Raw genomic sequence first — 21,884 nt, 5'->3', positions numbered from 1 at the left:
CCTTGGGGTTCAGCGGACGACGAGGTTGAGGAAGGCGGCGACGTCGGAGGCGCTGCGCACGTGGCCGGCGTCGAAGGCGCGGGCGACGCCCACGCGCAGCGTCGAGGATGACGCCAGCTTGGTGGACCAGCCAAGTTCGAGATCGAGCTCGCGGGCGGCCGGTGACAGGTCGAAGCTGCGCCGCTCCTCCACCAGCGCACTCGACATCAGGTCGTAGGCGATCGGCACCAGCAGCGACGCTCGCGCCCGTTCGACGCGCAGCGGCGACGACAGGCCGAGCGTGGCTAGCCCACCGAGCAGCGACCGCACGCCCTCGACTGCGAAGGCGGTGCTGACGATGCGACCGTCGAAGCGGATCGCGCCTGCGGTGCCGCCGTCGACACTGGTGCTGCCGGTCGTCACCCGTGCGGTCAGCGAAACGCCCGCGACCGCGCGGCGTGCGACGACGGTGGCGAGCGTCGTCCGGCCGCCGCGCAGCCCCGACGAGGCCAAGCCGCCGCCGAACCCCAGCACGCGGCCATGCTCGGCGAGGTCGGTCAGCTCCAGACCGATGCCGAGCGGGGTGGAGAAGGAGATGCCGCGCAGGTCCGCCCGGCGGTCGCGCGACGCCCCCGACGAGAACGACGCCGACCAGCCGCTGCCGCTCCACGACGACCACAGGCCGACCGGCTGGCCGACCACGCCGCGCAGCGGCGAACCGGCAAGGGAGGAACCGCCACTGCCCACCGCCGTGCTCGCGCCGATCGTCACCGTCTGCCCCGCCGTCGGCGAGAAGCTCGCCACCGCCGGGCGGTTCGCCGTCGCGCCCTGCCAGGGACCCACCACGTCCTGACCGACGAAGCCCAGCCGCGCCTCGGTCGCCGACCAGCGGCGCAGGGGCAGCGGATCGCCCGATCCGGCCATGCCGCCCGCCAGCAGCCCCGACGAGCGGACGCGGATGCCGGTCGCCCCCGTCATGGCGAAGTCGCGGCCGTAGAGGTCGAGGACCGTCATGCCGCCGGCCGCCGTGGCGATCGCTGAGACCGTGGCGGTGCCGCCGAACGGTGCGGAGACGTCGAGCGCCGAGTAGCGGGCGAGCACTGCCTGTGCGGCGGCGAACGAGGATGCCGGTGCCTGGGCCTGCATCGCCTTCTCGACGTTCAGCAGCCCCGCGCCGTAGATCGGATCGACGCCGGGCGTGCCCATGTCGGTGGCGGTGTCGAGCAGGATGCGTGCGATCGCCCTGCCGCCGAGCTGTGGCCAGTGCTGCTTGAGGAGCGCCGCCGCGCCGCCGACCGCAGGGGCCGCGAAGCTGTTGCCGGTGACGACGGCGACGCCGCCGTCCTTGTCGACCACCTGCAGGTTCACCCCCACCGCGGCGATCATGCGGTCGGCGAGCACGCCTACGTTGCCGTTGGCGGGTCGCGCATTGCCGTTCGCGTCCACCCCGATCGCGAACAGGAACCAGTCGGCGTTCGCGCGGTCGCCGCCGATCAGGTTCTCGGCGAACTGGCCGGCGAAGCTGTCCCTGCCGGTCTCGTTCGAGACGGACTCGACCAGCAGCCGGTCGGCGGCGCGCACCGCGTCCATCGCCGCACGCTGCTCGGTCGCGACCTGTCCGCCGGCGAAGCCGTTCAGCGACATCACGGTGACGAACGCCCCCTTGGCGACAGCTTCTCGCAGCGCCGGTGCGATGAGGCCGGCGTTCGGCTGGCTGCTTTCGCGGATCGGCGTGGTGCTTCCCGCCGTCACGCCTTCCAGGTCCGGCCCGGTCACCTTGAGGGCGAGGACGGTGGCGTCCGGCGCCAGCCCCTGCATGCCGACGCCGTTGCGCGCCGCCGCGGCGATCGAGGCGACCCTTGTGCCGTGGCCGTCGAGGTCGTCGATGGCGAAGGGCTGCACCGTCTCGGACGGACAGGTGGCGCAGCGGGCGATGCGCTGCTCGAAGCCGGTGCCGTCCGGGGAGACGCGGCCGGCGAACTCCGGCGACGAGCGCGCGATGCCGCTGTCGATGACCGCGATCGTGACGCCCCTGCCGGTGATGCCGCGATCATGGGCGTAGGCGGCCTTCGCACTGACGGCGGCGGCGGACGCCCTGTACTCGGCGGTGTCGGCGGCCGATTGCGTCGGTGCGGGCGTGACGGGCGGCGTCGGTGCCGGTGTCGCAGGCGGGGTCGGCGTGGGCGTGCCGGTCGGCGGGGCGTTCCCGCCGGGCGTACTTACGCCACCGCCACCGCATGCGGCGAGCAGGATCGCGACGGACGCCGCGGTCGAATTCCTGATGATGGCACGCCGCCTGCTGCGGCGTTCGTCGTATGCACCCACGCGCGAGTCCCCGTTCGCGTCGGTGCCGGCAGGCTGACCCCAGCCGGCGGCACCGCCCCTGTTGAAACGAGGCGGTGCCGGCCCGTAAGCCGGAAGTTGAGAACTCGCTATAAGACGAGCGCGGACGCCTTTAGGCCCGAAGGCCCTGGACATACGCGTCCGCCTCCCGGCCGAAACAGGTTCGGGCCGGGCGTTCGGCTACTTATAGCGAGGTTCTCACGCCCCGGTCCGCCTGCTGGCGAACGGGATCGTTCTACCCGGAGAGTGTTAACACGATCAATCCGGATGAGACGATCGGCGGCATCTTTTCGAACGACGTGCTGTAGACGTGGCGGCGTGGAGGAGGCGTCGCGTGGTGGACCGGAGCCGTCATGGGCTACCGGATCCAGGCACCAAGCTCGCTGTCGTCGATCGCCACGCAGGCGCTCGACGACGAAGCCCGTCGGGCGGAGATCGCGCGCATCAACGGCTTCACAACGCCGGATCGCCTGCTGGTGGCACCGCTCCTGCGACTGCCGGCCGCGGCGAGAACCATCCCGTCCCGTGCTCCCCGCACCCGCCCGACCCGCTGGGGTCCCGGCCAATTTCCACCTCGTCGTTCTGACTGACGCCGTGAACCCGTTGAGCAGCAGGGTCGTCCGTCGCGTGCTGGTCAATCCGAAGATGACGGCAGACGCCGCCACCCGGCTCGGACAGCCGCTCGAGCCCCTCCCCCAGCCCGAACGCTTCGGCCTCACGCCGTCCGCACCCTGTTCGTCGCCATGCCCATGCGACGTCACGCGATGGGCATGGCGCCGAACCCATTGCCGTCGGCCTCGCGAACCCGCCCCGTCGGAGCGCGGCGCTTCATCGGAACGCTCTTCTGGGTCAACGACGCCAAGGCGCCTCGAAACCATCAGGACGGATGGCATGGCCTGTCCCCCGTCAAAGCAACCAGGCAAATCGGCATCCTTGCGACGGTCGAGCGCGTACGCTTACAAGGATGCGATCCGATCCGAAGAAGCAGTGTTCTCAATCATCGCGGCCGCCTTGGCGATCGGCTCGCTTCGCCTTTCCCTCTACTTCCGTAAGTGCATCCGCCTATCACGCGAGCGCATGTCAAAGCCACCGTATCGTCGGAAGCTCAAAAGACATGGACTGACATGAAGATCGGCCGATGGCGTTCGGCTATACCTCCCCCGATGAGGACGAACGAACCGCGAATGCGACCACACCGAACTCGCATAGGACTTGCGCTGGCTGTCGGCTGCCCGCGGCTGGTCCTGTCTTATGGATGCAATCGAGCGATCCAGGTGACCGATGGGCAGTCGGACGATTTGACATGGAGGGTCGAATCGGCACCGCTTTGACGCGGATTCAAGCCAGCGCAGCGAGCCCATGCGGAAGAGGAGAACATCAGCCCCAAATCCCGCGTCCACTCTGCTCGACGGCCTTGTCCTCAATCCTTTCAATGATGATGTACACGATGAGGTAGACCACGCCCCCGGCTGCACACACTCCGCCGCCAAGGAGAGCCATTCCCGCAGCACGCGGCCAAGGAACGAAGAACAGCATGCCTGCGGATACCATGCAGAGAAGGGCCCCTACTCCCATCGCCAGCTGTGCGGCCAGCGAGACGGGAAGCGTGAGGACTTTGAGGACGAAGGCCAGGGCATGCCACATGGAAAGCATCGATCCGGTCTGACGATGGGATATTAGAGGCAGCTTAGTGACGGCCTCGAGGATTGGCGAGTGTAAACGGCCGCGGCGTAAGGCGGCGGCCCATCTTGCGACGAAGCGGTCTGCACAGGCTATGGTGGGCGACGTCCCAGCGGCGAGCATTTACCATCCCCGTGGTGATTCCATCAACATTCGCTGCCCTAGATGAGCGGCTTCGGGGGATTTCTCATGCCAAATATGAATAGATTCGTCGTGGTCCTGTCCATCGGCATGATGGGCACGTCGGCTGTGGCACAGACGGGTGGTGGGATCTCAGCGACGCTGAGAGGGTTGCGCAGCACCGCTCGCCAGCTCGGGCAGATCGGAAGGCCTGCCTCGTCGGCTGGTGCCTCGCCTGCGTCTTCGCAGGCCGTTGATGGCGAAACGGACCCGGGCGATCCGTTCGCCTCGGACGGGACCAAGGGGCGGGATCAGACCGAAGCGCTGGGCGAGTTCCGGGACCAGGCGAGAGCCTCCGCGCCGAGCGGCGTCTCGGACAGGCAGCCGTCGAAGAACCGGCCCGGCTCGTTCGAGGTGGCTGGCGTCCGTCTGGGAATGTCGCCGCACGACGTCGAAGGCGTGGCTCGCTCCCACAAGGCACGCTTCTACGATCCCTCGTTCGTCACAAGCTACCAGAGCGACGTCGCGGCGCGTTCGGCAAGGGCTCGCGGCGCAGCCGAACCACGGCAGCGGCGCGCGATCGCGTTCACGCGGATGAGGCTCGATCAGGGCTCGGTGGCGGAAGTCGGTTTCGCGCAGACCCCGCAGGGGCCTCGCGTGAATCGCATCGATTACCGGATGTCTTGGACCGGCTATACCCGCCAGTCGCTGAGTGCCGCCCTGACCGGTAGGTACGGCGTCCCAAGGGATGCGGCCCTGAATCCCCTCCACGTCAGATGGATCAGCCCCGGAGACTCGGCGAGCAATCCGCAGCAGCCAGCTCTCGTGGTCATGGAGGATGGCGAGCGGATCATCTTCCGGATCGAGGAGGGCACCGCCGCCGCCCGGGCTCGAGATGCCGTATTGAGGCATCACGTGGAAGCGGATGCCGCGAAGGGGCACCCGTCCTCCTTCTGATCGCCGGCGGCCTTCCACTCGGGCAGTTCCCGAAGAATACGTGCCACGCCATCTGATCCTTCCATATGCCTTCGGATGTAAATCAGAGGCCGTCACGGACTGACCGACAAGGACGTTCTTGGACTGCATCCGAGACCATGGGGCGGAGCGAAGCCCGTCGGGTTCCATGTTCAACAACCTTCCCAGTGCGGTCCCGACTGAGCTGCACGTTCTCGCATCCTAGAATCTTCGCATGCCCGTTCTCTTCGCGACCTCCGACGAACGGGTCCGGGCGGTGAAGGGAAGCAGCATCGCCCCGTCGGAGGCGAAGCAGGAACATGATGATGCCTTCTCCGGTCGCCTCCGGACGGGCCCCGAAGTCGCGACCGATGCGGCCGGAACCGAGACGGGCGGACTGCATGCCACCGCATCCCGACGCCCGTTCCGGGAAAGCCGCCCCGAGCGGGTGACGGACCGCTGCACAGATGTTATCTTCGTCTACGACCGATCCAGAGCGGAGCAAATCCATGACGGAAACGACAGGCGGCAGAGCGTCCCAGACCAGGCTGCCCGAATGCCCCGACGACTCCCTCTGCGCCATCGACGGCATGACGGGGTCACGGGGAGCGACGATGTCGTTCCTGGCCGGCCGGGACCCGCTCGCCGCCTCCGCCGAGGCCGGCCTGACACGGATCGCGGCGACGGCACCGGCTGCATCCCGTCCCGTGGCGGCGGGTGCCGCGATGCCGCGGGGCGTTGTGAGGATCCGCGGCGGCATCTGGACCCTGCTCGAGATCGGGCGCTGGATCGATGCGTGGGCCGAGCGATCGCACATCGACGCAGCCCTGAGACGACACGGCCTCGACCGCGGCAGCGCGGCCGACATGCTCGCAGCTGCGGCCTACGTCTGGGCTTCGGTAAGGATGCCGCTCAACGGCCGCTACTGGGACGTGCCGTTCAGCGGGCCGGCCAACACGCGGGTTGCCGTCGCAGTGATGCGATACGAGCAGGCGCATCCCGGGACGGTGGTGCTCGCCATGCGGAGCGACGAGACGACGCTGCGCGCGCTGGATGCGGTCGTCGCGGGCCAATGGCCCCAGGAGGCCATGATCACCGAGCGGACCTCGGCCGTGTCGCCGACGCTCAGCGCGCACAGCGCACGGGCGAGAAGCCTCGCCGGCATCCTCGGCAACCAGCGCTGGCAGGCCCACCACATCATCCCCTTCGCGACGGTGGCGCGTCTCCCCACGGCCGTGCAGCATGCCATCGCCGCCTCGGGCTGGCAGATGGACTCCACCGTCAACCTGATACCGCTGCCCGCGAACTACGTGGCGTACCTCATGCCGCCCAACCTTGGCGCATACCCCTACCACAGCGGTTCCCACTCGCGTTACGACAGGGACGTTTCGACGGCGCTGCAGCCCGTCGCCGCGGGCGCGGCCACGATGGCGCCCGCGGCGCTCAACGCCGCCATGGAGGACATCGACCGGCGCTTCCGCACGGCGCTCAGGACCAATGTCCTCTACAAGCCCAGGCTGAACTGAGGTGGCCGGTCCCTGGCTTCTGCAGCAGTCGCTCGACGGCATGGAGACCTACTTCGGCCTCGCCGAACGGACGGGAGGGCACACGCTCATCCTAAACCAGATGGAGGCACTCGATGCCGCGGCCGACACCGGGTCGCGCACGGCGGTCGTTCCGCGGCTGGCGATCCCGGACGTCTCCTTCCGCCTCGACCTCTTCGAGGACGGCCTGACCTTCGTCTCATCCCGACTGCTCGAGGCGATGGCGCTGCCCGCAGGCTGCGCGGACGTGGGCGAGGTCGATGCGGCGGCGTGCCCGCCGGAGGTCCGCGGCATGAACTATCGCACGCTCTCGCTCACGATGCGCGTCGATGCGCTCGACCGCGACGAGAGTGAGGGGAGCATCGTCGAATGGGTGGACGGGGACGGCGTGGCCAGAAGCGAATGGATGCTGACCGCGCCGCAGCCGAACCGTCCCACCCCCCGCGCGCGCTGGCGACGCGACCTGCGGCCGCCGGCCGACCTGTTCCTGGTCGCCGGGACGTCCTGGCGGGCCGCCACCGACGCGCTGGCGGCCCGCGTGATGGCGATCGGCGCGACCGGTCTCGACTTCGTCGATCCCGTCGCCAGCGCCGCGACCGGGGATCTCGTGAGCAGGCCGCGATGACGGGACGGTCCATGCCACGAACAGCAGCCATTCTTGTCGTGGCAATCGTCCTCTGCACGGCGAAGGGTCGTGCCGAGGACGGAGGCGGGCACGCGCGCGGCGGGGACCTCTGGGCGATCGGCTACGCGGTCGAGGTCGCACGATCATGTCCCGGATGGGAGGTCGAGAGACAGGAGGTGCTGGCGGAGCGTGGCATCCTCCCGCGATCCGACCCCGCGTCCGGCATGCTGAGCATGGACGGGACAACGGATCGGGAGTATCAGCGCGGCCTCGCAGATGCGTCGGCCGCCGCCCGTAACCACGTACGCTTCTGCCGCGACGTCCGGCGCGTCGCAGGGCCGAAGTGGCGGAGGCTCGAGCGGGTGCTCCGGGCGGGACGTGCCGACGTTCTTCGGCCATAGCCTGCTCCCATCTCATCACGGGGAACCGGAACCATCGTCCCTGTCGACCCTCCTGGACGGGTAGCCTGCGGACATACCATCGCCCAACCGTCTCCCCAATCCGTTCGGACTGACCGAAACCGGCATCGACCGTGCGGTCCGTATGGCCAGTGTCTGCGACGCATGCGATGCGATGACGCGCCCATCCGACCAACATGGGTGGCTTGTCCCGTCACCAAGTCCCACGGGCGGCGTCATTCGTGAATGCGGCACCGGTTCGATCGGACATCCACGACGCCGGGAACCGCGTCCCCTCGGTCAGAGGGAAGCCCGACGCCGCAGTCGTGATTTCGTCGACGGTGCGCGCATCGCGCCGCAACCCAACGAACCACACCTTCGAGGGCCACGACGCCAACGGTATCGAACCCGCCGCATCTTCGATCAGACACCGGTGCGCGCTCCATTCGGCTGGGGAAGCTCGGGTACCATCCGGTTACGTTCGCAAGGCGCGATCCGATCTCGATGTCGAACGGAGATGAGACATCCCGAGTACGACGACTCGGGCGTCGGCCGACATGACGGCGCTGCGGTAGCCCCGGCAGGACATCGTTGACGTTCCCATCGATGTCGCTATCCCCCTCCTCGGCGAGAGGCCCTGCACCGGTCGATAAGCCCGGCATCAACGATCCGACGAGAAGAGATGATTTTCAGCACAGGAGTGAAGCAGCCTCTCGCTCCGTTTCGCCCGCCGCACGTCAGGGAGCCATGGGATCCCCCTCGCTGCGAGACGCTGGCAGTGCACACCAAGCTGTCCATCCTGAAAGGCGTCGAAGAAGGTGTGCGCCATCGCCGCGAATGGATGGCGGATCTGTACGAGCGAGCCAAGCACCATGCCGATCGGGATGCAGCCGTCCATCTCGTCGACGCCGCATGGAAGGGCGAGGTGGAGGAGCAGATGGTCGACATGGTCGTCCGATGCGGCGTGCGACCGATCGTGGCCTCCCCCCACCCGGGCTTCGACGACGAGGATGGCATCGACGCCGATGCCGGAAACCGGGTCGGAAGCAGAAATGCCATTCCGTTCGCCGTCGCCAACCAGCTCAGGGCAGCGGTCGATGGCTTCGAGAACATCACGATCAAGCAGGCGGCGAGGGTCGGACGGACGAAGCTTTCCCGGTTCCCGCGCTTCGTGTTCCAGCCGAGCTTCACCGGCGACGTTGATCCTACCAGACCCTACATCCTGGTCGACGATACATTTACGCTCGGGGGGACCCTTGCGGTGATGCGCTCCTATATAGTAAGGAACGGCGGAACGGTCCTTGGTGCAATGGCGTTGAGTCATAGCCTTGGACGAAACATGCCGTTCGCCATGTCGGCGGAAACCGGCGTTTCGTTGCGTGATATGTACGGGCCCGAATTAGAGCCCCTATGGAAAGAGGAAATCGGACATGAGCCTGCTCGGCTATCTGATGCAGAAGGTCGGTTTCTCCTCGAATGGGGAGGAACTCCCCTGCCTCCAGGCGGACAGCCGCTACTACACCGCCTCCGAGCTCGACTCGATCGAGCGCGAGCTGATTGCAGGTAATGCCGCCGCTCGTATCGCAGGTGAGAAATACGGCCTCAAGGTCAATCCCCGGATAGCCGCTGCGAATCTTCAGTGACGCCATGAACGGGATGCGATCCGGCACCTGAGGCCATTGCGGGCCCAGTCCCATCGTGTCGGCGCGGACGCTCGATCCCGCCGCGACGAACCAGTGGCGCAGCACCTTGGGATAGGTGACCGAGCCGGCCTGATCGGTCGGACCGACGCCCCCCCCAGACCAACGGGGTACGGGGAGGCGCTCAGACACGACATTGTCATCCAGTCGAGGTCGTTGACGTATGCGTGCTGCGGGTTGTCGGCACGCATCATCACGAGCCGTCTGGCGGTGGGCACCTCCCCATCCGCGCTATCGACCTGCACGGTGGCAGCGCCACTGGCGAACCTGAACACGCCTCGCTCCCATAGCGACACAGCATACATGACGTAGGCGTCGGGCCTGTCGTGGATCATGCAGCACAGGAATGCGGCCGGTCCGCAGTACGAGGTGTCGAGCTGACGACCGTCGAGCCGGCTCCTGATCTGGCGTGCAAGGTCGTCACGGGAAACCGGCATCCCGCCGGACTGCGCTAAAGCGCCTCGCGCTTCTTCAGGTCGGTCACGCGACCGATCTCGACGAAGCGCAGCAGCAGCTTGCGGGCCGCTTCGAGCCTGACAGCTTTCCTGGTGATCACAGTGCGGCCTCGTTACCCAGGAGATCATCGATCCTGTTCGACGTGGAATCGTCCCCGCCATCCGGTCGGACGTCGTCCCGCAGCGGCCTTCCCTGCCGTTCCCTGCGGTCGAGATCGCGATGCACCGCCTCCCCGATCCGCCACTGCACCACCCTCGCGCGCTCGCGCGCATCGAGCCACGTCGAGAACGCCAGGCCGCCGACGAACGTCGCGAGGACGAAGCCGGCGAGGATGGCCCCTCCTCTGCCGGTCCCCCCGGACGGCGCCAGCGCGGCGGGGGGAGGACCGTAGCGGTTCCTGCCCCGCGAACCCGGCCACAGGAAAGCTGCCGCGATCACGATCGCGGCAGCCCCTTCGACCAGCAGCGCGACGACGTCGGCGCCATGAGACATGCGCCGGAACAGCGACCCGAGAAGAAGGCCCACGACGATCGCGGCGATGGCGGCGAACCGACCACCGGACCATTCACGGTCGTGGAGCCGGCGGACCGACTCGGTCACCAGCTTGGCGAAGACGAATCCCATAGCGGCCCAGGCCGCGACGTATGTGAAGCCCCCTGACCTCTCGCAGGATCAGGAACCAGATCGTCGCGGCCGCTGCACCGATGGCCAACCAGACGATGCAGCGCGGCACGGCGGCACGCCCCTCGATCGAGAAGAACCGAATGATAGGCCCGGCGAAGGTCGCCAGGGGGGGCTGCCTTCGCGTTGCCCATGGGAGCGCCGTCAACCATGGGTCGGCGCGGTCGCGCGCATGGTGACACTTCCGGGTCCGACATCGTCATCGCGGCATCGGCGACTCCACGCCGCATCCGCCACGAAGCCGGTCGGCGTCGGGTACGATCCGGTCATCGACATTCCCCTCATGTGCACTCTCATCGATCGCGCCGTCATCCTGCCGGTCCAGGACGAGGAATCAAGCCCGATCGGTTGACGCCACCACCATGCGCCGCCGACATTCGACATCGACCGACGATCCCTCCGCGCGATCCAGCCGACGGCTGGATGTTCGATGGGTCCCAAGCCAAGATCGATCCTCTTCTTCTATGCCGCCCCCATGGATCGCTTCCGGGCACCACGATGTCCACCCGTATGGCGACACCGCCCGCCATGGTGGAAACGGAAGCGAACCGGCGCTTGCTTGGAAAAGCGGAGAAGGGCGACTGGAGGAACGACTTAGGAAGACGATTGAAGGAAACCGGGAGTGCAGGGACAATCAAACGACACGGGCGGATGTGCATCCATCATGGAACACCTAATTACATGGACCGAAGGACGAAATGCCGTCTCGTTCGAAAACGCGGTCCGGTTCTTGGCAGAGCACGGTCTTCGGGCTCCCGCCGCCCACGACGTCATCAGACGCGCCATCGACCTGCGCCTGCTGATCGCAAGGACGCCGTTGGGCGAAACCCGCAACGACACGATCCTCATCCCCGCCGCCCTCAGGCGTGGCGTGGCGACCGAGCGCGACGTCACGCGGACGATGGGCGCGTCCGACCACTGCCGACAGGATCCCGATGGCGTGACGACCCGCATCTGGGTTCTCGCCATCGGAACCCTCGAGTTGCCGACGGATCGCCGGATCGCCCGACATCGTGAAAGGGACCGCTGTATCGCCATTGACTTCGGGCGTAGCCATGTGCCGTTCGGTCCGATCATGCTCGGCGAACGCCTACTGCTGAGGTGCCGCTTCGGCCGCGACGGGTTCCTGCAATCGCATCGGATCGAAGTGCGCTGAGTCCAAGTCGATCAGAAGACGGAAGTCACCAACCGTACCAGCGACACCGGTGATGATCGCGCATGTCCTCCACGAGATCGTCGAGCGGTGCCTCGTTGCTTTTCGGCACCACAGAAGAATACGTCGCGCCGCCATGCCACTTCAGCAGCTTCGTCGTGTCCGGATACAATCCCGCAGTCGTGACGAGGTACAACCGGGCCGCATGATGGCCGAACGTCGCCGTTCCCATATCCCTGCCTCCCCTCCTGACTCTCACCTCCACCTCGACACGACCCGGATCCAGGTCGTGCGCGACGCCGACTAGCCCCCGCCCGATCCCCAGATTGAGCTTCGTGGCTTCGTCATACGCCTTCAGCTCGAAGGCGAAGCAAGTAGAGCCTGCCCATGGGCCGCCGCCCTTTGAACGAAATCTCTCCGCCGGATGCGCCGGTATGATGGACAGGTCGACCTCGTGGAGGGAACCGCTTTCCCCCTGATGCTGCATGCCGAGGTGAAGTTCGTGCTTCCAGTAGGGCCCCCGCCAGATCACGAGATGCCCAGGCGACGACCTAGGCGCGGAGTCGGAAGGCATGGGCGCGGGATTCTTCCTGAGCCGCAGCTTCCGCACCGGCCTTCCGGCGCTGTCGACCGCGTCGACGGTGAAGCCCTTGGCGACCAGTCTGTTCGCCAGGGCGAGCATGACCCATGCCTCGTACGCCCTGCCCTTCCCCTTCGCGACGTCCGGCATCACCGTCGCGAATGCCTTGCCCGCCTTCCGTAGCGCCCTACGGGCCTCAGCTTCCGTCACGGATCGACTCCCTCGTCAGATCGCTTGCCGTGGACCACGCCTGCTCAAGCGATACGATGACGCGCGATCGTGCTTCATCGGCAAGTCCGCTTTCGAAGCCGACTGCACGCCCCGGCTCTCCAGGGTCGGTCGCATCATCCCCCTGCAGGATGGTCACTTCATCGACGAGGAAACCGGATTCTTCTCCACGATCGGCTTGCGCCTCGCGTAGTCGTCCCAATTCGTCCGGTATCGCCTTCATCAACGAGGCTTCGAGACGCAACCGGCCGAGGACAATCTCGTCCGCAACCGCGAGCTGTCTCAGCGCAATGGCAGGATCGCGGCGGGAGAAGCCATCGTCCGACGAATCCTTGTCGGCTGTGGGATCGTCATCGCCCCCATCCGCCAGACCATCATCGTCGATGCCGTCCTCGGGAGGATCGTCATCGGGCTCCATGTCGACCAGCCGCTCCACAGCCGCGTTCGCGATCGCAACGGCACCGCCTTCGCGCAAAGCATCAAGGAGAAGCGCCACCCTATGATCGATGATCGGCAATTCATTCTCCCACGACTCACAGATGATAACACCGAACCCGCCCCTGCTTCCATATTGCTCAAGGAATGTCAGCGAATTATGAAGCGATCAGCCCTATTCCCCTCTTCATGGCCTATCAGCTACATAGCCCGCGGTGATCCCTTCGCCGTATGGATGGACGACGACGTACGCGTCGTTCGCCAGTTCCAGTCCGACCAGCCGGCTCCGCCTGCTGAACATCATGGACGTCACCAGATCGTGCAGCGCTCCCATGATCTTCATCCGCGCCGCGAGCCGCTCGCTCTCGTCGTCGGACGTCATGCCTCCACGCAACACCTCGATCCGGCGGGCATGCTCAGCCGGCGAAACCGCGCCCCGCGCCACCACGAGCTGATTCCGGGACAGGTCGATCGCCGACTCCTCCGCGTCGGCCTCGGCCACCAGCCTCAGATACAGCGCCCGGGGCTCGGGCCGCTTCGATTCGATCGCCAACTCCATCGCGTTGTCCGCCCGCTCGCGGATTCGGGCGAGGCTCCGCGTCCGATCCGCGATTTCGATCTCGATCCGCCGCGCCTCCGCCGGCGCCTCAAAGTGCCGGTCCTCGACCGCCTGCGCCAGCACGGCGTCGAGGACGCACCGCTCGACGATCTCGTAGTTGTAGTGGTTCGCGTTCCGGCAGCCCCTGCCCCGCTGGTAGGCGTCGCACACCAGATAGTCCTCGCGCACCACGTCGCCGTTCGCCCGGACCCTAGCGCCCTTCGCCCTGAAGGTCATCCGGGCTCCGCACTCGCACTTCGCGAGTCCGCCGAACAGGTTCGAAAGCCGTCGACCGCGACCCATGCCGATCCGCGATCGATCCGCCATGCTGGCCAACGCGCGCGCGCGGAGGTCGGCGTCGACGATCGGGGGATAGTAGCCGGCGATCGGCTCGCCGACCGTCGTCCGCGTGCCGCCCTTCGGCTTGGTGCCAGGCTGAAACTCGCCGAGGACCGCGAGTGACGACAGTATCTTCTGAATGTAGCTGGCGTGCCATCCGTCCGCTCGACCGAAGGGGGCCACGCCCTCCAGGTTCAGGTTGCGCGCGATCAGATGCTTTCCCAAGCCCGCAGCAGTCCATTCGAAGATGCGCCGAACGGTCTCGGCCCTGTCCTTTATCACGACGAACGTCGGAGGCGACCCCTCCACCGCCAGCCAGCCGGGGGCGCGGCGGGTCATGACCGTGCGATCGCCCTGCTGAAGACGTTCACGCTTCGCGGCCCATGCGGCACCCACCCGGTCGCTCTTTCTTTCCGACTCGAGATTGCCGAGCCCGGCCTTCACCGCGACCTCGATCATGGCCACCATGTCCATGTTGTGGGCATCGTATTGGCGACCGTCCTCGACCGTGCAGATCACGACGCCGAGCTCGGTGATCCGCAGCACCCAGGAGACCACCGCACGCACGTTCTGGCGGGACAGACGGTCCAGCTTCTCGACCAGAAGGACGATGCCGGGCGGATGCCGGCCCGCTTCAACGTCGACGACGAATCTGGACAGACTGCCTTCCAGCGAGTTCTGTCCACGGAATGCGCTGACCCCGTCGTCCACGATCATGTCGACCACGTTCCAGCCTCGAGCGGCAGCGAACCTGCGACAATCGCCTTCCTGACGCTGAAGCGAGCTGCCCTTGCCCTGCTCGATCGACGACCAGCGCACGTAAATGACGACGTCCATGCCGTCGCATAATCCCGTGTAGCCTAACTTACCATCAAGAGGTTGTGACCACCCGCCGCCGCGATCTCCAGCGCGCGCTTGGCGGTTTCCTGCCCCTTCACCTGACGCAGGTCGGGACCGGTGAACGCCGCCTCCACCTCGCCCGGTTGCGGCATCGCGAGCAGGCCGTGGCCCTTGAAATGATTGATGAGCGCCAGGAGGTCGGGCGCGGCGATCACCTCGACCGATCCCGCCCATGCCGCCTCCGGCCCCTGCGCGGCGGGGCAGACGAGGCCCTTGCCCTCGGTACTGGCGTGGAGCGCGGCCAACAGCACGCCCGGCGACGGCGCGATCCGCGCGTCGAGCCCCAATTCGCCGACGACCACGTATTCTGCCAGCGTCTCGACATCGACGACGCCCATCGCGCCGAGCAGCGCCAGCGCGATCGGCAGGTCGAAATGCGATCCCTCCTTGGGCAGGTCGGCGGGGCTGAGATTGACCGCGATGCGCTTGGGCGGCAGCGCGAGGCCCATCGCGGCGATCGCGCCGCGCACCCGTTCGCGGCTTTCCCCCACCGCCTTGTCGCCGAGACCGACGACGTTGAAGGCGGGCAGGCCCGGGATCAGTTGCACCTGCACCTCGACGGCGCGCGCCTCCAGCCCCAGATACGCCACCGTCGACACGATCGTCGCCATCGTCATTCCCCGCCCCGCCCCGCCCCGTGGCGGGTTCCATAACGGTTTTGCGCGGGCGGGACACGGGATATGGCGACATCGGCCGTATCGCCCCGGCGGGCGGCGGCAGATTGACTTGGCGCGGGTGTGTCAGTATGCGCCCCCCAGCAAGGCCGTCCTTCGGGCGGCCGTTTTTCGTTACGATGAATTTGTTTGAGGAATGAACGATGAAGCGCACCTTCCAGCCGAGCAACCTGGTGCGGGCACGTCGGCACGGCTTCCGCTCGCGGATGGCGACCGTGGGCGGCCGTGCGGTGATCCGGGCGCGCCGGTCACGCGGCCGCAAGAAGCTGTCGGCATAATCATGATGCAGCGCCGCCAGGATTTCCTGGCGGCGAACGCGGGTCGGCGCGCGCCGATGCCGGGATTCGTCCTGCTGGTGCGCGACCGTGCCGATGGCGATCCGACCAAGCGGGTCGGTTTCACCGTCACCAAGAAGATCGGCAACGCGGTGGTCCGCAACCGGATGAAACGCCGGCTGCGGATGCTGGCGCGTGAGCTGTTGCCGACCGGCGGTGTCGCCGGTGCCGATCATGTGCTGATCGGGCGCGATGGCGGCATCGAGCGCGACTACGCCCTGTTGCGGGCGGAACTCGACAAGGCGCTGCGCAAGATCGCCAGCCCCGATTACCGTGCGCCCCCGCCCCGCCCGCCACGCAAACCCGGTCGAAAGCCGTCGGGGCGATGATCGCCAGGCTGCTTGTCCTGCTCGTGCGCGGATGGCAGATCGGCCCTTCGGCGATCCTGCCGCCCACCTGCCGGTACGATCCCAGCTGTTCGGCCTATGCAATCACCGCGCTTGCCCGCTATGGCGCGCTGAAGGGGGGCTGGCTGGCGGTGAAGCGCATCGCCCGTTGCCATCCCTGGGGCGGGTATGGGCCGGACCCGGTGCCCTGACGACGCACCCGTGAACGTCCCCGTTCGAATACCCAAGATGGGAAGCATGACGCCGTGAAAGACGATCGCCAGAATTTCGTGCTGTTCGCGGTGTTCGCGGCGCTGATCCTGTTCGGCTGGCCGCTGATCCAGAACCGGTTCTTCCCCACCGCCAATCCGCCCGCGACGAAGATCGAGGGCGGCAAGCAGGTGGCGGTGCCCAATCCCGCCGCCGATCCCACCGCCGACAGCCCCGCCGCAGTGCGCGATCGCCGGCAGGTGCTGACCGAGACGCCGCGCGTGCGGATCGAGACGCCGGGCCTGCGCGGATCGATCAACCTGCGTGGTCCGCGCATCGACGATCTGGTGCTGCTCCGCTACAACGAGACGGTCGCCAAGGATTCCGCGCCGATCCGCCTGCTGTCGCCCGCCGGTGCGCCCGACGCCTATTTCGCCGGCTTCGGCTGGCGCGCGGAAGGGTTGAACCCGCCCGCCGCCGATGCGGTGTGGACCGCCTCCGCCCCCGTCCTGACCCCGGCCACCCCGGTGACGCTGGAGGCGGCGAACGCCACCGGCCAGCGGTTCCGCATCCAGATCGCGATCGACAAGGATTACCTGTTCACCATCCGTCAGACGGTGCTGAACGGCGGCACCGCCGCGGTGCCGGTGGCATCCTATGGCTTCGTCAACCGCGTCGGCGTGTCGAAGGACCCCGACAGCTGGACGATTCACACCGGTCCGATGTCGGTCAACAACGGCGCCGCGCATTATGCCCCCAATTTCAGCGACGTGGACGAAGCCCCGCAGCGTTTCACCACCCAGGGCGGCTGGCTGGGCTTCACCGACAAATACTGGCTGACCGCCCTGGTGCCGGATGCGTCGCAGACCTTCGACGGCCAGTTCCGCGCCGGTGCGAACGTCGGAACCAATGGGGCCTATCAGGCCGATTACAGCGTCCAGCCCCGGATGCTGGCCCCCGGCCAGTCGATGACCGGCAGCGCCCGTTTCTTCGCCGGTGCGAAGGAAGTCCGTCTGCTCGACCGCTACACCGACGATGGCATCGTTCCGAAGCTGGACTATGCGATCGACTGGGGCTGGTTCCGCCTCGTCGAGAAGCCGATCTTCTATTATCTGGACTGGCTGTTCCGGATGGTCGGCAATTTCGGCGTCGCGATCATCCTGCTGACGCTGACGATCCGTCTGGTCCTGTTCCCGATCGCACAACGCCAGTTTGCGTCGATGGCGGCGGTGCGGGCGATCCAGCCCAAGATGAAGGCGCTGCAGGAACGCCACAAGGACGACAAGCAGCGCCTGCAACAGGAGGTGATGGCCCTCTACAAGCAGGAGAAGGTTAATCCGCTGGCGGGTTGCCTGCCGACGCTGATCCAGATTCCGATCTTCTATGCGCTGTACAAGGTGCTGCTGCTGACGATCGAGATGCGTCACCAGCCGTTCGTGCTGTGGATCAAGGATCTGTCCGCGCCCGATCCGCTGACCCCGGTCAACCTGTTCGGCCTGCTCGCCTTTACGCCGCCGCACTGGCTGGGCATCGGCGTGGTGCCGATCCTGCTCGGCATCTCGATGTACTTCCAGTTCAAGCTGAACCCGCAGGCGATGGACGAGACGCAGAAGCAGGTCTTCGCCTTCCTGCCCTGGGTCCTGATGTTCGTGATGGCGCCGTTCGCGGTCGGGTTGCAGGTGTACTGGATCACGACCAACTGCGTATCGATCCTGCAGCAGAAGCTGCTCTATGCCCGCCATCCCGGCCTCAAGCAGGCGCCCGTCAAGTGAGCTTCACCGACGAGGATATCGAGATCGCCCGGCGCACCTTCGCCGGGCCGATCGCCTTCCTGAAATCGGCGCCCAAGCTGGAGCATCTGCCGGCACCGGTGGTGCCGGAGGTGGCGTTCGCGGGCCGTTCCAATGTCGGCAAGTCGTCGCTGCTCAACGCGCTGGCCAATCGCAACGCGCTGGCCCGCACGTCGAACACGCCGGGGCGGACGCAGGAACTGAACTTCTTCGACGTGGGCGACCCGCTGTCGTTCCGGCTGGTCGACATGCCGGGATATGGCTTCGCCAAGGCGCCGAAGGACATGGTTCGCCAGTGGCGGTATCTGGTCAACGACTTCCTGCGCGGCCGCGACGTGCTGAAGCGCGCGCTGGTGCTGATCGATTCGCGCCACGGCATCAAGGAGGTCGACCGCGACATCCTGGGCATGCTCGACAAGGCGGCGGTCAGCTATCGCATCGTCCTGACCAAGGCGGACAAGGTGAAGGCGACCGACCTCGCCGCGGTGACCGAGCAGACGGTGGAGGAGGCCCGCAAGCGCCCCGCCGCGCATCCGGAGATCATCGCCACCTCCAGCGAGGGCGGCATGGGCATCGCCGAACTGCGCGCCGCGGTGATGGAGGCGGTGACCGGCTGATCGCCGGTCAGTTCGCGGGCGTGGGCAGCCTGATATCGATCGGCACGTCGAAGGTGATGGGGACGATCACCGGCAGGTTCTGGACCTCCGCCCCACGGGTCACCGGCTGAATCCTGAACAATCTGGACAATCGCATCGCTGCGGCGCCGAAGCCGAGGTTCCTGGGATATTCGGACACCACCCGGCAGCGGCGTGGCGGGCCGGGGCGCGGGACGATGCACGACAACATCACCCGACCCGACACCCGGTTCCGCCATGCGCGCTCCGGCCAATGGGCCTCGAACTGCCGTGGCGACGGTATGCTGATCCACAATGCCTTCGCCAGCCCGGCGCGACCGTCCCCCGATCCGGTGCCATCGCCGCGACCACGACCGCCCTCGCCGTCCCCCGATCCGGTACCCGCACCCGTCGATGACGGTGCCGCCGCCGCCAGTCCCGGCAAAGGAATCTGTCCCTGCGGGGCCTGTGCCGGCAAAGGCTCCGCCATCAGGGCGGCGATACGGGCCGGTGCGTCGAACGAGACCGCGGGAGCCGGCCGCGCCCGATCGGGTGATCCACCGTCACGCGGGGTGGATCGCACCGGCCGGGGCGGCATCGGCGGCGGCGGGGTCGGCGCGACGTCGGGCGGTATCGGTGGCGGCACGACGTCGAAGACACGGAGGCCGGCGGACGGGGATACCGGATCAGGCGATGGACCCCGCCCCGACAGGATCAGGAGCAACAGCAGGACGTGGACGGACAAGGTCGCGACCACCGCGCCACCGCGCCGTCGCGTCACGCCGTCGCCTCCATATCCGATCACCACCGCCATGCGCCGCTTTCCTTCGCCGGCGATGCTAGGGCCGCCGGCGATCGATCGTAAACCCCCGACACCGGTGGTTGCCCCCGCCGGGGACCTCGCCTAGTCGGTCGGTATGAAACTCATCATCGGCAACAAGGCCTATTCCTCGTGGTCGCTGCGCGGCTGGCTCGCCGCCAAGCAGGCGGGGCTGGCGTTCGAGGAGGTCGTCGTGCCCCTCTACGACGCGGAATGGGACCGGCGGCGGCAGGGCGACGAGTTCGCGCCCTCGTCGGGCAAGGTGCCGATCCTGTGGGACGGCGAGGCGGTGGTGTGGGACAGCCTGGCGATCATCGAATATCTGGCGGACAAGGTCGGCCGCGACCGGTTCTGGCCGGTCGACGATACCGCGCGGGCGATGGCGCGGTCGATGGCGGCGGAGATGCATTCCTCGTTCCAGCATCTGCGCCGCAAACACCCCATGAACATCCGGCAGATATTCCCCGCGCAACGGCCCGACGACGACGTCATCCTCGAACTGGCGCGGATCATGGAGTTGTGGGCGCAGGCACGCGCCCGGTTCGGATCGGACGGCGCGTTCCTGTTCGGGGCGTTCGGTGCGGTCGACATCATGTTCGCACCCGTGGTGACGCGGATCGTGACCTATCAGCTGCCCGTCGCGCGGTTCGCCACCGGCTATATGGAGGCGGTGCTGAACCACCGCTGGATGCAGGACTGGATCGCCGGCGCGCAGGAGGAGGACTGGGTCCTCCAGCAATATGAACAGCCCGCGGCCGGCGCCCGGTGAGCCCTTGCCGGTGACGATCGATCCGGTCGAACTGGCGGCGGAGCTGATCCGGGCCGACAGCGTCACGCCCGCGCGCGGCGCGGTGTTCGACATACTGGCGGCGGCGTTGGCGGCGACCGGGTTCGAGGTCGACCGCTTCGTCGTCGGCGACGCCCCGGACGGCCCGGTCGAGAACCTGCTCGCGGTACGCGGCGACCGGGGCCGGCACCTCGCCTTTGCCGGGCATGTCGATGTCGTGCCGCCGGGCAACGGCTGGAGCGGCTCGCCCTGGTCGGGCACGGTGCGCGGCGGCATGCTGTACGGGCGCGGCGCGGTGGACATGAAGGGGGCGGTGGCGGCGTTCGTCGCGGCGGCCGCGCGCGAGGCGGGCGACACGGTGAGCCTGATCGTGACCGGCGACGAGGAAGGGCCGGCCACCTACGGCACCGTCGCGTTGATCGAGCGGATGGCCGCGCGGGGGATGCGCCCCGACTGGTGCCTCGTCGGCGAACCCACCTCCGCCGCGCGGCTGGGCGATACGATCAAGGTCGGGCGGCGCGGATCGGTGAACATCTGGATCGAGGTCGCCGGGCGGCAGGGGCATGTCGCCTATCCCCATCTCGCCGACAATCCGATCCCCCGGCTGGTCGCGATGCTGGCGGAGATCGAGGCGGTTCGGCTGGACGATGGCAATCGCTGGTTCCAGCCGTCCAACATCGAGATCACCGATCTGCACGTCGGCAACGGCGCGACCAACGTGATCCCGGCGCTGGCCACCGCCCGCCTGTCGATCCGGTTCAACGACCTGCACAGCGGCGGGGAACTGGCCGACCGGATCACCGCCATCGCGGCGCGGCATGGCGGCACCGCCACCGCCCGCATCTCCGGCGAGGCGTTCCTGACCCCGCCCGGCCCGCTGTCGGATATGGTGGCGGCGGCGATCGGCGACGTGACGGGGATCGCGCCGGAACTGTCCACCACCGGTGGCACGTCCGACGCGCGTTTCCTGTCGCGACTGTGCCCGACCGTGGAGTTCGGGCTGCTCAACGCGACGATGCACAAGGTGGACGAAGCGGTGGCGGTCGACGACCTGTACCGGCTGACCGATATCTATGCGGGCATCATCCGACGCGCGGCCGCCTAAACACCAGATAGAGCGCCCCCTGCCCGCCATGGCGCGGATGCGCGCCGCGTACCGCCGCGATCGCATCGGCATGGCGCGAACCGGCCAGCCAGTCGGACACCGCCGCCCGGATCGCGCCGCGGGCATGGGGCCGCTCGCTTTCGGGTCGGGGTGGTTTGCCGGTGACGAGCAGCAAGACCCGGTCGCCGCGCCGGATGGCCCGGTCCAGCCCCTGATCGAGCAGCGCATGGGCGGACGCCAGCGTATGCCCGTGCAGATCGAGCGAACTGTCCGGGATCACCGCGCCCCGCCCCAGCTTTCGATCCCATGATGCATCCAGCGTATTCTGTGCGGTGCGGACGGCGGGTTTGGGTACCGGACGCGGCGGCACAGCAGGCGCGACCGGCACGGCGCGTCGTGCCGCCAGCGATTTGGCCAGGGCCGCCGATGGCTTGCCGGTCACGACCGCTGTCGAGGGTCGCGGCACCGGGGCGGCGACGCGCAACGGCTTCACCGTTGCCATCACCCGGT

The 21,884-nt window shown here is 67.6% G+C and carries 21 protein-coding genes and 2 pseudogenes; 13 read left to right on the top strand and 10 right to left on the bottom strand.

The window, feature by feature from the left end; genetic code table 11:
- Nucleotides 1–9: 9 nt before the first annotated feature.
- Nucleotides 10–2,304: a S8 family serine peptidase gene (locus tag IFT82_RS04610; protein ID WP_342355046.1), complete on the bottom strand. Its 2,295-nt coding sequence runs from the start codon at nucleotides 2,302–2,304 to the stop codon at nucleotides 10–12.
- Nucleotides 2,305–2,675: 371 nt separating this feature from the next.
- Between IFT82_RS04610 and IFT82_RS04605 the strand changes: the two genes are divergently transcribed.
- Complete coding sequence (locus tag IFT82_RS04605; protein WP_192124943.1) at nucleotides 2,676–2,912, top strand: hypothetical protein; 237 nt, start codon at nucleotides 2,676–2,678, stop codon at nucleotides 2,910–2,912.
- Between the two features lie 787 nt (nucleotides 2,913–3,699).
- Here IFT82_RS04605 and IFT82_RS04600 read toward each other — a convergent pair.
- Complete coding sequence (locus tag IFT82_RS04600; RefSeq protein ID WP_207105727.1) at nucleotides 3,700–3,975, bottom strand: hypothetical protein; 276 nt, start codon at nucleotides 3,973–3,975, stop codon at nucleotides 3,700–3,702.
- A 192-nt stretch (nucleotides 3,976–4,167) separates the two neighbouring features.
- Between IFT82_RS04600 and IFT82_RS04595 the strand changes: the two genes are divergently transcribed.
- The 3 genes from IFT82_RS04595 to IFT82_RS04585 all read left to right on the top strand — a co-directional run bounded on the left by IFT82_RS04595 (nucleotide 4,168) and on the right by IFT82_RS04585 (nucleotide 7,245).
- Nucleotides 4,168–5,079: a hypothetical protein gene (locus IFT82_RS04595; RefSeq protein WP_207105726.1), complete on the top strand. Its 912-nt coding sequence runs from the start codon at nucleotides 4,168–4,170 to the stop codon at nucleotides 5,077–5,079.
- A gap of 611 nt (nucleotides 5,080–5,690) precedes the next feature.
- Nucleotides 5,691–6,602: an AHH domain-containing protein gene (locus tag IFT82_RS04590; RefSeq protein ID WP_192124937.1), complete on the top strand. Its 912-nt coding sequence runs from the start codon at nucleotides 5,691–5,693 to the stop codon at nucleotides 6,600–6,602.
- Between the two features lies 1 nt (nucleotide 6,603).
- Nucleotides 6,604–7,245 (top strand): hypothetical protein, encoded by a 642-nt coding sequence (locus IFT82_RS04585; RefSeq protein ID WP_192124935.1) that lies wholly within the window; start codon nucleotides 6,604–6,606, stop codon nucleotides 7,243–7,245.
- 1,059 nt (nucleotides 7,246–8,304) lie between these two features.
- On the opposite strand, the gene IFT82_RS04580 is transcribed toward IFT82_RS04585, so the two are convergent.
- Nucleotides 8,305–8,967: a hypothetical protein gene (locus IFT82_RS04580; protein ID WP_192124933.1), complete on the bottom strand. Its 663-nt coding sequence runs from the start codon at nucleotides 8,965–8,967 to the stop codon at nucleotides 8,305–8,307.
- 106 nt (nucleotides 8,968–9,073) lie between these two features.
- Between IFT82_RS04580 and IFT82_RS04575 the strand changes: the two genes are divergently transcribed.
- Nucleotides 9,074–9,286: a hypothetical protein gene (locus IFT82_RS04575; protein WP_192124931.1), complete on the top strand. Its 213-nt coding sequence runs from the start codon at nucleotides 9,074–9,076 to the stop codon at nucleotides 9,284–9,286.
- A 609-nt stretch (nucleotides 9,287–9,895) separates the two neighbouring features.
- Here the strand turns inward: IFT82_RS04575 and IFT82_RS04570 are convergent.
- Nucleotides 9,896–10,432: pseudogene (locus tag IFT82_RS04570) on the bottom strand (DUF805 domain-containing protein); the annotation flags it as partial.
- A gap of 712 nt (nucleotides 10,433–11,144) precedes the next feature.
- Between IFT82_RS04570 and IFT82_RS04565 the strand changes: the two are divergent.
- Nucleotides 11,145–11,636: a hypothetical protein gene (locus tag IFT82_RS04565; RefSeq protein WP_192124926.1), complete on the top strand. Its 492-nt coding sequence runs from the start codon at nucleotides 11,145–11,147 to the stop codon at nucleotides 11,634–11,636.
- 25 nt (nucleotides 11,637–11,661) lie between these two features.
- Here the strand turns inward: IFT82_RS04565 and IFT82_RS04560 are convergent, their stop codons facing one another.
- The 4 genes and pseudogenes from IFT82_RS04560 to IFT82_RS04545 all read right to left on the bottom strand — a co-directional run.
- Nucleotides 11,662–12,423 carry a hypothetical protein gene (locus IFT82_RS04560; RefSeq protein ID WP_192124924.1) on the bottom strand — a complete coding sequence of 254 codons (762 nt, stop codon included), beginning with the start codon at nucleotides 12,421–12,423 and terminating at the stop codon, nucleotides 11,662–11,664.
- Nucleotides 12,410–12,958, bottom strand: coding sequence for a hypothetical protein (locus tag IFT82_RS04555; RefSeq protein WP_192124922.1), 549 nt, complete (start codon nucleotides 12,956–12,958; stop codon nucleotides 12,410–12,412). The genes IFT82_RS04560 and IFT82_RS04555 overlap by 14 nt, the downstream gene beginning before the upstream one ends.
- Nucleotides 12,959–13,063: 105 nt before the next feature.
- Complete coding sequence (locus IFT82_RS04550; protein ID WP_192124920.1) at nucleotides 13,064–14,650, bottom strand: recombinase family protein; 1,587 nt, start codon at nucleotides 14,648–14,650, stop codon at nucleotides 13,064–13,066.
- A gap of 29 nt (nucleotides 14,651–14,679) precedes the next feature.
- Nucleotides 14,680–15,324: pseudogene (locus tag IFT82_RS04545) on the bottom strand (magnesium chelatase domain-containing protein); the annotation flags it as partial.
- Nucleotides 15,325–15,530: 206 nt separating this feature from the next.
- Here IFT82_RS04545 and rpmH point away from each other — a divergent pair.
- Genes rpmH through yihA form a run of 5 tightly spaced genes read left to right on the top strand, consistent with a single transcriptional unit; the run spans nucleotide 15,531 to nucleotide 18,665 of the window.
- The gene (gene rpmH / locus IFT82_RS04540) at nucleotides 15,531–15,665 is read left to right on the top strand and encodes a 50S ribosomal protein L34 (RefSeq protein WP_192124918.1); all 135 of its coding nucleotides are present in this window, start codon (nucleotides 15,531–15,533) and stop codon (nucleotides 15,663–15,665) included.
- Nucleotides 15,666–15,670: 5 nt separating this feature from the next.
- On the top strand, nucleotides 15,671–16,051 hold the full coding sequence (gene rnpA, locus IFT82_RS04535) for a ribonuclease P protein component (protein WP_192125121.1): 381 nt from the start codon (nucleotides 15,671–15,673) through the stop codon (nucleotides 16,049–16,051).
- On the top strand, nucleotides 16,048–16,260 hold the full coding sequence (gene yidD / locus IFT82_RS04530; protein WP_192124916.1) for a membrane protein insertion efficiency factor YidD: 213 nt from the start codon (nucleotides 16,048–16,050) through the stop codon (nucleotides 16,258–16,260). Before rnpA ends, yidD begins: the two co-directional genes overlap by 4 nt.
- Before the next feature lie 54 nt (nucleotides 16,261–16,314).
- Nucleotides 16,315–18,030: a membrane protein insertase YidC gene (gene yidC, locus IFT82_RS04525; protein WP_192124914.1), complete on the top strand. Its 1,716-nt coding sequence runs from the start codon at nucleotides 16,315–16,317 to the stop codon at nucleotides 18,028–18,030.
- Nucleotides 18,027–18,665 carry a ribosome biogenesis GTP-binding protein YihA/YsxC gene (gene yihA / locus IFT82_RS04520; protein WP_192124912.1) on the top strand — a complete coding sequence of 213 codons (639 nt, stop codon included), beginning with the start codon at nucleotides 18,027–18,029 and terminating at the stop codon, nucleotides 18,663–18,665. The genes yidC and yihA overlap by 4 nt, the downstream gene beginning before the upstream one ends.
- Nucleotides 18,666–18,672: 7 nt before the next feature.
- Here yihA and IFT82_RS04515 read toward each other — a convergent pair whose 3' ends face one another.
- On the bottom strand, nucleotides 18,673–19,476 hold the full coding sequence (locus IFT82_RS04515; RefSeq protein WP_192124910.1) for a TonB family protein: 804 nt from the start codon (nucleotides 19,474–19,476) through the stop codon (nucleotides 18,673–18,675).
- Nucleotides 19,477–19,579: 103 nt separating this feature from the next.
- Here IFT82_RS04515 and IFT82_RS04510 point away from each other — a divergent pair, with 103 nt between their 5' ends.
- Together IFT82_RS04510 and dapE are read left to right on the top strand one after the other, a co-directional pair.
- A complete protein-coding gene (locus tag IFT82_RS04510; RefSeq protein WP_192124908.1) occupies nucleotides 19,580–20,251 on the top strand; it encodes a glutathione S-transferase family protein in 672 nt (223 codons plus the stop codon).
- Entirely contained in the window at nucleotides 20,223–21,374 is a 1,152-nt protein-coding gene (gene dapE / locus IFT82_RS04505) for a succinyl-diaminopimelate desuccinylase (protein ID WP_192124906.1), read from the top strand. The genes IFT82_RS04510 and dapE overlap by 29 nt, the downstream gene beginning before the upstream one ends.
- On the opposite strand, the gene IFT82_RS04500 is transcribed toward dapE, so the two are convergent.
- Complete coding sequence (locus IFT82_RS04500; protein ID WP_192125119.1) at nucleotides 21,352–21,876, bottom strand: Smr/MutS family protein; 525 nt, start codon at nucleotides 21,874–21,876, stop codon at nucleotides 21,352–21,354. The two genes, dapE and IFT82_RS04500, sit on opposite strands and share 23 nt — an antisense overlap.
- Nucleotides 21,877–21,884 lie beyond the last annotated feature (8 nt).

It is taken from the genome of Sphingomonas sp. CFBP 8760, assembly GCF_014841615.1.
Lineage (GTDB): Bacteria > Pseudomonadota > Alphaproteobacteria > Sphingomonadales > Sphingomonadaceae > Sphingomonas.
Note: the sequence above shows the minus strand (reverse complement) of the source record. Positions and strands in the feature narration are given on the sequence as shown.